The following is a 9381-nucleotide window of genomic DNA, read 5'->3' as shown; positions in this document are numbered from 1 at the left end:
CTCGACCTTGAACGAGCCCCACATGGTCCAGAGGAACGGGAAGGCGGCAATGACCAGCCAGAGAAGCACGAAGCCGGTCGACAGGGCCACAAGCGATGGTGGTTTCTTGTCGGCAAGATTGGACATGACGGCCCCCTCAGGTCTTGCGGTTGAATTCGCGCCAGTTGCGGCGCAGGACCGGCAATAGCAGGATGATGACGCCGAGGATGGTCAGCAGCGATGTCGCGGCGGCTGAGCCGAAGAGCGGCGACTCCGAGGCGCGCAGATCGTTGTAGATGAGGTAACTCAGCGAGGTGGCGCTGGCGGCGGCGGAGAAGCCGATGATCGGCTCGAACACCCGAAAGTTGTCCATCAACTGCATCAGCGCAATGAAGGTGGCCAGCGGCATCAGGTAGGGTACGATGACGAAGCGCACTCGCTCCCACCGGCTGGCGCCGTCGACCATGGCGCTTTCGATGGTGTCCTGCGGCACGGTCTGAAGCCCGGCGTAGAAGACGACGAAGGCAAAGGGCGCGGAGTGCCAGACGCCGTAAACGAAAAGCGTGATCCAGGTCAGCACCGGAGAAGCCTTGAGCGACAGTGACGGATCACCAAAGAGCGCCTGCAACCCGGCCCCGATAATGCCGCGGCTGTCGATCATCCAGTAAAGGACCAGCGAGCCGACGAGGGGCGTCACCAACATCGGCAGCAGGGAAAAGAAGATCACCGGCCCCTTGAGGAACTTCGGTATCGAATTGACCACCACGGCGATGATGAAGCCGAGGAGGATTACCAGCGGCGTCACGATGAAGGTATAGGCCAGGGTGAAGGTCAGCGCCTTGTAGAACGGCAGGTTCATGATCCTGTTGCGGATCTCGCCGAAGTTCTCGCTGGTAGCGAAGATCTCTCCGATCTCGTCAAAGGCAAGATGGCTAACGTTGGTATAGGTGGCCACGCCGTTGAACCGCCCGGCGGGCTGTTCTTCGCGTAGCTGCGCCATGGCTTGGGCGTCGACGCTGACTTCGGTGTCGCAGCCGAAGGGGCCGCAGGTCTCGGACTCGATCAGGATCTGCTCATGCTCGATGTAAAGCGACTGATACCCGACCGAGATGATCGGCAGCGCGATGAACAGAACCATTGCCAGAAGCGAGGGCCAGATAAAGGCCATGAAGGTCTTGTGTGGCATGGCTTTCCCCTTGCCGTGCCGAACTCCGGCACGAGGTCATCCGTCGTCGCGGAAGATGCGAGGCCGCCGCGCGGCGGCCTCTCTCAGGTGGTTTCTTAGTTCAGGAACCCGGCCTCTGTGGCCGCTGTCGTATAGGCCGCCTTGACGTCGGCCAGCGCCTGCTCGGCGCTTTCGCTGCCTTGCAGGAATTCAGACAGGTTGTCGCCGAGCGCCACGTGCAGCAGGCCCATGTAGGGCAACATCGGGTAAGGCTTGGCCTTGCCTTGAAGGTTGGCAATGACACCGTCGGCGGCCCGGGTGGGCTCGAACCCCTCGATCAGCCAGACCGCCTTGTCCATGTTGCCCTCGAGCACTTCGGGCGCGATACCGTGCATCATCGCGCGGAACGAGGCTTCAGCATCCTCGTCCGAGATGTTCTTGGCGATGGTGAACCCGTCCCACCACAAGGCGGCCGTGGGCGTTGTGCTGTCACCCAGCGTCGGCGCCGCGGCAAAGGCAGTGCTGGCGGCAATCTCCTGATCAGGTGCCTCCTCGCCGATGTAGTTGGCCGCGCGCGAGCCCCAGGCGACCGACAGCGCGACTTCGCCCGCTTCCCAGATCGGGGTCTGCGCGTTGCTGTCATAGGTTACGTAGTCGGGGCTCATGTACTCGGTCATCTTCTTCATCGTCTCGAGCACGGTGATGCCGTCCTCGTTGTCGATGGCAAGCTCGGCCGAACCGGGCTCGAAGAATTGGCCGCCGGTGCCGAGATAGAGGTTGATGAACTCCGCCGCGAGGTTCCAGCCAGGCATGAAGTTCGATGACAGGGGATACTCCCAACCTTCCTGTTGCAGCTTGTCGGCGGCGGCGAACAGTTCGTCATAGGTGCCGGGCACCTCGATACCGTGTTCCTTCAGCACGTCGTCGCGATAGTAGAGATGCTGCGCGTTCGCCATGAAGGCAATTGCCATGGTCTTGCCTCCGACGACGATCTTCTGGCTGTCGAGAAGCTGGTCGCCCCATTTCTCGATATAAACGTCGAGCGGGCGGATCAGGTCGTCGGACAGCAGCGGAACGATCGAGCTGGTCGCAACCACGGCAACCGTATAGGTGGCCGGGTCGGCGCTGAGGGCCGGCACCTGGATGTTGCGGTGCTCGGTGGTCTGGTTGGCGGTGACCTCGACACTGTTCGTCGCACATTCGGCGGCGCGGTCGTTCACTGCGGACAGCGCCGGAAAGTCGTTCGACAAGATGCGGACCGAGCCGCTTTCGATGCCGCAATCAGCCCATGCGCCGCCAGCCGATGCAATCAACGCGGCAGCCGCGACCGATGCCTTGATCCTGAAATTCATTCCGATCTCTCCCGTCAGAAGTTCGCGCGCCTTCCAGCCTCCCGCCGGGGCAACGTCACGTGGTTTTCCGCTTTGCGCACCCGAGGCGACGCCAAGCTTGAGGAGCATCATACTAGCAAATGAATACGTTTGCAATATTTTCTTTCCGGCGGCAGAATGCGCCGTGAAGGAGATCGACATGACCGAAGACATCACCGCATTGAAGGCTAGGTTTCACATCGGCCTTGCAGCACTTTGCGACGCCGGGCCCGATAGGCTGGGCGCGCAGGCGGAGGCTCTGTATCACCCCGAGGTCGAGGTTCGCGCCGCGCATCCGATCAATGAAGGCAAGGGGTTGGAGTTTCTCGCAACCTCGCTTTACGGGCCGCTGATGGCGTCATTCCCCGATCTGGAGCGACGCGACCTGATCGTCATGGGTGGGCGTTACGAGGGCCGCGACTACGTGGCGATGATGGGCCACTACTGCGGCACCTTCCGCGAGGATTGGCTGACCATACCCGCCACCGGGCGTCCGGTCTATCTTCGGTACGGAGAGGTGCATGAGGTGCGCGATGGGCGAATCATACAGACCAACTGTCTCTGGGACGTGCTCGACGTGATCCGGCAGGCGGGCTTCTGGCCGATTGCGCCCAGCCTGGGGACCGAAGGCATGTGGCCCGGCCCGATTACGGCCGACGGGCTGCTGCTGACCCCGCAAGACCCGGCTCAAGGTGCTGCCAGCATTGCACAGACCCTTGCCATGCACAGCACATTAGCCGCTTATAATGATTTCGGAGATGCCGGGCGTGAGGGCCTGCTGACCATGCCTCAGAAGGATCACTGGCATTCCAAGATGATGTGGTACGGTCCCTCGGGTATCGGCACGACCCGGGGACTTCAGGGATTCGTCGATTATCACCAATTGCCCTTTCGGCGCGCCTTTCCTGGTCGCAAGGGAGGCGGGCAGTGGGAACAGATCGCAGACCAGAAGGCGCGCTACGGCGGCGGACATTATATCCGAGTCGGTGACGGCGCCTATTCCGTGACCGGCGGCTGGCCCAGCGTCTTTGCCCTGCACACCGGGCCGGATTTCCTTGGCGTCGGCGCCACCGGGAAGCCCGTCACCATGCGTGTGATGGATTTCTACCTCCATCATGAGGGGCTGATCCGCGAGAACTGGGTACCGCTCGATATTCTGGCTCTGCTGATACAGATGGGTGTGGACGTGCTCGACCGATTGCAGAGCCAGTTTCGGCGCGGGCGATGAGAACGCGGGATTGCAAACCTATGCAAATCGCGGCGCGATGCTGTGGGTTGCGACCCCAACTATTCCCGAAGCGGCCTCGCGCTGAAGTATTAGCGGCAGTCTTGGGCGTTCGACTGCAAGTTACGGGACAAGACTTCGTCCCATCCTCACCAAATCCGATGATCCGCCTGTACCTGAAGAGCTGCTGCGCAGCGCGCGGAGCGGGGCAGGGTTGCTCGAGCCAGCTATCAAATCCGACCGCTCCATGCACCTTCGTCGGGCCATGCGGGCGGTTACCTTCGCGATGGCGCTCCGCGCTGTCCGCGGTGAACCGGTGCACGCGCTTCAGAGTCCGAGACCAGAAGTGAGGCTGTTCTGCCTCGCCGTCCTCGCGTTTGTCCAGGCTCGTTCACTGCTCAGGGCAGCAATGTTCAGCACGGGTATCGATGACTTCGCGTATGCCGCCCTGCTTTGAACCTACGAAAAGGAGCCCCGACTCCTCGCCACGATTGGTCGGATCGCGGAGCGAAGCCGGAGAATGGCTCTACCTCCGGAGGCGGAACCTCATAATTAAAGGCAAGAAATGCCGCTCAGCGCGCCGTGTCTCACCTATAAAGACTCTGCCTCAATTTGTGTGGCGGAACGGTAGCATTCTCGCCCGCAACAATTCTGGACTGGCTCGGCCATACATGGCGCGTTTGAGGGTCTTCAGGCGATTGATCTGACCTTCCGCCTGGCTGTTGCTCCAGGACATCTCGATGGCGTTTTTCACGGAATCGTAGTCCCGGTTCAAGGTGCGGGCAAAGCGCACGATTGGCGCCAAGTCGGTTTCAATCGCGTCGTCGATCCACGCAGGCAGTGAGTCTGCCACCCTGCTGCGCAGGATACCGTGGAACCGCATGGCGAGGCTGCGCATCGTTGCGAAGGCGGGAGAACCGGCCTTGAGCGCGTCGACTTTTCGCACCTGATCCGGGGTGAGCTTTCCGCGGGGCTTGATGCACAGCGCGGCCGCGATGACTGGGGAAATCGTGTGACCAGTGCGTGACGCCCGCCGCGTCGCAAGCGTCGAAGACAGCGTGGCATTGCTCGACCGTGGCATCGCCGTAAGCACCTGCGAAAGACATTGCCCCGATTCCGAATTTCGAGACCTCGGGGCCGTCCCGCCCAAGTCATTTCATCTGCAACGCCCTGATACCCTTCGTGCTGCCGGTTTGGATCGGTCCGAGTTCTAGCGCGCCGCTCAGGGATGAAAAGCCTTGCGAAGATATGATCTTGCCTGGGCTTGACAAAAACTTAGATACCTAAGTATTACCGACGCAACACACCCAACCCGGCCATCGCGTGCGGGTTCCGGAGGAGCCAGAGGGGATTGCATGGACGATCTGAACATGAAGGTTGCGGCCCGTCGCGCCCTGACCGAACACATCTGCGAATTCACGCTGGAGCCGGTGGACGGCGGCGAACTGCCGGGCTTCACCCCCGGCGCACACCTGACCATCGAGACGCCGTCGGGCGCCATGCGCCGCTATTCGCTGGTCAACGACGGCGATGCGCCCAAGCAATACGTCATCGCCGTGAAGCACGAGGCCAACTCGCGCGGCGGGTCGGCGTCTATGCATGACGGGGCTACCGAGGGCACCGAGATGCGAGTTAGCCCGCCGGAGAATACCTTCGAGTTGACCGAGGCCGACGATTACCTGCTGATCGCGGGCGGCATCGGCGTGACACCGATCTATGCCATGGGCCAACATCTGGCGCGCGAGGGCAAGCCGTATCGCGTGATCTACTGCACCCGCACCGCCGGGGACACGGCATATCTGCAGGAGATGACCGAACTGTTCGGCGACAATCTGACCATTCACCACGATGGGGGCGACCCCGATGAGGTGTTCGATTTCTGGGACGAGTTCGAAGTGCCGAAGAATATGAAGGTCTATTGCTGCGGCCCCGCGCCGATGCTTGAAGAAATTGAGGCAATTTCCGGCCACTGGCCCGAAGGACGAGTGATCTTCGAGGATTTCAAGCCCGTCGAGGTTGTGCGCGCCGACGACGTGGCCTTCGACGTGAAGCTCGCGAAGACCGGCAAGACCGTGACCGTGCCCGAGGACCGGTCCATCCTTGAGGCGATCCGCGACGCGGGCGTGCCCACGGTCAGCTCTTGCGAAAGCGGGACCTGCGGCACCTGCAAGACAAAGCTCATCGCGGGCGAGGTCGATCACCGCGACATGGTGCTGATGGACCACGAAAAGGACGGCACGATCATGATTTGCGTGTCCCGGTCCAAGGGTGGCGAGGAGCTGGTTCTTGACCTCTGAGCCGGTGCGCCTTGGCGTCGTCGGGCTAGGCCGGGCCTTCATGCTGATGCTGCCCACCTTTCGCAACGACGATCGCGTGCGGCTGGTGGCGGCCGCGGCCCCCCGCGCCGAAAGCCGCGACGCCTTCGTGGCCGAGTTCGGCGGGCGCGGATATGCAACGATCGAGGAGCTGGCCGCGGACCCTGAGCTGGAGGCCGTCTATATCGCTACGCCGCACCAGATGCATGGCGATCACGTCGCGGCCGTGGCGGCCGGCGGCAAACACATCCTCGTCGACAAGCCGCTGGCCGTGACGATGAAGGACGCCGACCGCATGGTGGCCGCCGTGGAGGCCGCAGGAGTGCATCTGATCGTCGGGCCGAGCCACAGTTTCGACCCGCCGGTGGCGCTCGCGCGTCGGATGATCGCGTCGGGCGATCACGGCCACGTCCGGATGGTTCAGGCGTTCAACTATACCGATTTCCTCTACCGTCCGCGCCGCCCCGAGGAATTGCGCACCGAGGAAGGCGGCGGCGTGCTGTTCAGCCAGGGGGTGCACCAGATCGACATCGTGCGGCTGCTGTGCGGCGGGCGGGCGCGCAGCGTCTATGCCATGACCGGCGCGTGGGACCCCGCGCGACCGACCGAGGGCGCCTACACCGCGATACTGGATTTCGAGGGCGGCGCCTTCGCCAGCCTGACCTATTCGGGTTACGCGCATTTCGACAGCGACATCTGGATGGATGACGTGGCGGAGCTGGGCGGGCGCAAGGACCCGACCAAGTATGGCGCCGCGCGGCGCGCCTTGCGCGATCTGGATCCGGGCGCCGAGGCGCGGCTGAAACAGACCCGCACCTATGGCGAGGGGGCCGAGCCGCCTGTGCCCGACGCGAACGAGCATTTCGGGCCGATCATCATCAGCTGCGACCGGGCCGACTTGCGCCTGTCGCCCGGCGGCGTCGAGTTGTTCGGCGACGACGCGCGCAGCTTCATCAAGGCGCCGCTGGACCCCGCGCCGCGCAAGCCCGTCATTGACGCGCTCGTAGATGCGGTGCGCGAAGGCCGCGCCCCCGCCCAGACCGCGCGGTGGGGCCGTGCCAGTCTTGAAGTGTGCCACGCGATCCTGACATCGGCCGACCAGCGCCAACCTGTCACCCTGACCCGCCAATGCGGAATCGATACCGAGGAGACCCAGACTTGACCGACATTTCCCTTTCGATTGCCATGGGCAATTACGACCGCACCCGCGCCATCGTCGACGGCCGCGTGAAGATCGACGGCGTCGATCCCATCCCGATGCTGCTGTCGCCCGAAGAGATGTTCTTTCGCGCCTTCCGGCACCAGGCCTTCGACGTATCGGAACTGTCGCTGTCGTCCTATTCGATCTCGGTCGCGCGGGGCGACGCGCATTACGTGGCGATCCCGGTGTTCCTGAGTCGCGCGTTTCGCCACACCTCGGTCTATATCCGCACCGACAAGAGGATCGACCGGCCAGAGGACCTGAAGGGCAAGCGCATCGGCATCGCCGAATATCAGCTGTCGGCCAATGTCTGGGTGCGCGGCATCCTTGAGGAGGATTTCGGCGTGAAACCGTCAGACGTGACTTGGGTGCGCGGCGGCATGGACACGCCCGGCCGCCCCGAGAAGATCAAGGTCGACCTGCCGTCGGATGTCGAGGTCGTCGCCGCGCCCGAGGGCGCGACGCTGAACCAGATGTTGGCCGATGGCGAGATCGACGGCTTCATCGGCCCGCGCTGGCCGCGCTGTTTCGCCGAAGGGCACCCGCATGTGGGGCGGCTGTTTTCCGACAGCGTGGGCGCGGCCGAAAATTTCTATTCCCGCACGAAGATTTTTCCGATCATGCACGTGCTCGGCATCCGCCGGTCCATCGCCGACGCGCATCCCTGGCTGCCCGGCGCGCTGCTTAAAGGGTTTTCGCAAGCCAAGGCGCTGGCGCAGGAGGCGTTACAGGACACCTCGGCCACCAAGGTCACTATGCCCTTTGTCGAAGACAACCTAAACCGCGCGCAGGCCCTGATGGGGACGGACCCTTGGACTTACGGCCTGCCCGGTAACGAGCACGTGCTGGACCGTTTCCTGTCCTATCACCACGCACAGGGCCTGTCGCCGCGCCGCGTCGCGGTCGACGAACTGTTCCATCCGGCAACGCACGAAGCTTACAGCCTGTGAGGAGGATACCATGACCGACTTCAAACCCGGCGACGTGATCGAGATCGACGTCTCGGGCCGCAAGGCCCATGTGCAACTGACCCATCTGCATGCGAGCTATCCGCCCGTGGTGCGCGCCATCAAGGGCCTGCACGAAGGCGGTGCGGGCGATGCGACCGCCTTGGCGGGGGGACCCACGGAATTCGTGGCGATGATCCCGCTGCAAACCGCGCTGGAGCGCGCGGGCGCGTCCTACACCAACCTTGGGCAAGCCGAGATCCCCGAGGAGCATCGCGACTTTCCGACCTTCCGCACGCCCATCCGCGACAAGCAGGGCAACATCGTTTACTGGTGGTTCTGGGATGGGCGGGGCCTGAGCTACGACACCGAGCTCGACGCCACCGCCGCCAAGCTGCCCATGCGCGAAGTGATGACCGGCCAGCGCCTGTTGGCACTGCTGTCGGACGCCTGAGCCGCCCCTTTCAATCCAAGACAGACAGAGGGACCGGCCATGCCGCATGAAACCCCGCCCGCTCCGCAGCAGGTTCTCCCCGCCCGGACCGACCTTTACCACGGCGGCGCCTGGCACGCGCCGCTGTCGGGCCGTCGTGCCGACACGCTGAACCCCGGCACCGGCGCTGTGCTGGCCAGCGTCGCCGATGCGGGTGCCGATGACGTTGATGCCGCCGTAGCCGCCGCGCAGGCGGGGTTCTTGGAATGGCGCGACGTGGCGCCGTTGGAGCGGGCGCGCATCCTCAAGGAAATCGCCCGCCTGCTACGCGCGAATGGCGACGAACTGGCTATGATCGACGCGGCAAATTGCGGCAACCCCTATACCGAGATGCGCGGCGACGCGACCATCGCCGCGACGCAGATGGAGTTCTTCGCGGGCCTCGTGACCGAGATGAAGGGCGACACCATCCCGATGGGCCCCAACCGGGTGAACTTGACCCTGCGCGAGCCGATGGGCGTCGTCGCCCGCATCCTCGCCTTCAACCACCCGTTCATGTTCTGTGGCGGCAAGATGGCTGCGCCGCTGGCCGCGGGCAACGCGGTCATCATCAAGCCGCCGGTACAGGCGCCGCTCTCGGCGCTGCGGCTCGCGGAACTTGTGGACGGTCTGCTGCCCGCCGGTGTCTTCAGCGTGCTGCCCGGCGGGACCGAGGCGGGCGCCGCACTGGCCAGCCACAAGGACGT

8 protein-coding genes and 1 pseudogene are annotated in these 9381 nt (G+C 63.7%); 6 read left to right on the top strand and 3 right to left on the bottom strand.

Translation table 11 applies throughout. The annotated features are described in order from the left end of the window. Nucleotides 1-136 precede the first annotated feature (136 nt). Nucleotides 137-1165 carry a carbohydrate ABC transporter permease gene (locus tag A3764_RS08340; RefSeq protein WP_067920838.1) on the bottom strand — a complete coding sequence of 343 codons (1029 nt, stop codon included), beginning with the start codon at nucleotides 1163-1165 and terminating at the stop codon, nucleotides 137-139. Between the two features lie 95 nt (nucleotides 1166-1260). Continuing rightward, a complete protein-coding gene (locus tag A3764_RS08335) occupies nucleotides 1261-2676 on the bottom strand; it encodes an ABC transporter substrate-binding protein (RefSeq protein WP_330220261.1) in 1416 nt (471 codons plus the stop codon). Here A3764_RS08335 and A3764_RS08330 point away from each other — a divergent pair. Further along, nucleotides 2675-3742: a nuclear transport factor 2 family protein gene (locus tag A3764_RS08330; RefSeq protein WP_067920836.1), complete on the top strand. Its 1068-nt coding sequence runs from the start codon at nucleotides 2675-2677 to the stop codon at nucleotides 3740-3742. The two genes, A3764_RS08335 and A3764_RS08330, sit on opposite strands and share 2 nt — an antisense overlap. Nucleotides 3743-4346: 604 nt before the next feature. On the opposite strand, the pseudogene A3764_RS08320 reads toward A3764_RS08330, so the two are convergent. Beyond that, a pseudogene (locus tag A3764_RS08320) lies at nucleotides 4347-4772 on the bottom strand (ISL3 family transposase); the annotation flags it as partial. Between the two features lie 322 nt (nucleotides 4773-5094). On the opposite strand from A3764_RS08320, the gene A3764_RS08315 reads away from it, so the two are divergent. The 5 genes from A3764_RS08315 to A3764_RS08295 form a co-directional block, all read left to right on the top strand. Continuing rightward, complete coding sequence (locus A3764_RS08315) at nucleotides 5095-6036, top strand: PDR/VanB family oxidoreductase (protein ID WP_067920831.1); 942 nt, start codon at nucleotides 5095-5097, stop codon at nucleotides 6034-6036. After that, nucleotides 6026-7216, top strand: coding sequence for a Gfo/Idh/MocA family protein (locus tag A3764_RS08310; RefSeq protein WP_082850960.1), 1191 nt, complete (start codon nucleotides 6026-6028; stop codon nucleotides 7214-7216). The genes A3764_RS08315 and A3764_RS08310 overlap by 11 nt, the downstream gene beginning before the upstream one ends. Beyond that, nucleotides 7213-8205 (top strand): ABC transporter substrate-binding protein, encoded by a 993-nt coding sequence (locus A3764_RS08305; RefSeq protein WP_236628138.1) that lies wholly within the window; start codon nucleotides 7213-7215, stop codon nucleotides 8203-8205. The genes A3764_RS08310 and A3764_RS08305 overlap by 4 nt, the downstream gene beginning before the upstream one ends. A 10-nt stretch (nucleotides 8206-8215) precedes the next feature. Further along, complete coding sequence (locus A3764_RS08300) at nucleotides 8216-8656, top strand: hypothetical protein (protein WP_067920830.1); 441 nt, start codon at nucleotides 8216-8218, stop codon at nucleotides 8654-8656. Nucleotides 8657-8695: 39 nt separating this feature from the next. After that, a partial coding sequence (locus A3764_RS08295; RefSeq protein ID WP_150122108.1) for an aldehyde dehydrogenase family protein occupies nucleotides 8696-9381 on the top strand: 686 nt, incomplete at its 3' end.

This window comes from Sulfitobacter sp. HI0129 (assembly GCF_001635395.1).
Taxonomy (GTDB): Bacteria; Pseudomonadota; Alphaproteobacteria; order Rhodobacterales; family Rhodobacteraceae; genus Sulfitobacter.
This window is presented reverse-complemented; position numbering and strand designations above follow the sequence as displayed.

What these genes read in the sequence shown, in the direction of transcription:
- A3764_RS08340 (WP_067920838.1), bottom strand. Translation starts at nt 1,165, where the DNA reads ATGCCACACAAGACCTTCATGGCCTTTATCTGGCCCTCGCTTCTGGCA.
- A3764_RS08315 (WP_067920831.1), top strand. Translation starts at nt 5,095, where the DNA reads ATGGACGATCTGAACATGAAGGTTGCGGCCCGTCGCGCCCTGACCGAA.
- A3764_RS08300 (WP_067920830.1), top strand. Translation starts at nt 8,216, where the DNA reads ATGACCGACTTCAAACCCGGCGACGTGATCGAGATCGACGTCTCGGGC.
- A3764_RS08335 (WP_330220261.1), bottom strand. Translation starts at nt 2,676, where the DNA reads ATGTCGATCTCCTTCACGGCGCATTCTGCCGCCGGAAAGAAAATATTG.
- A3764_RS08330 (WP_067920836.1), top strand. Translation starts at nt 2,675, where the DNA reads ATGACCGAAGACATCACCGCATTGAAGGCTAGGTTTCACATCGGCCTT.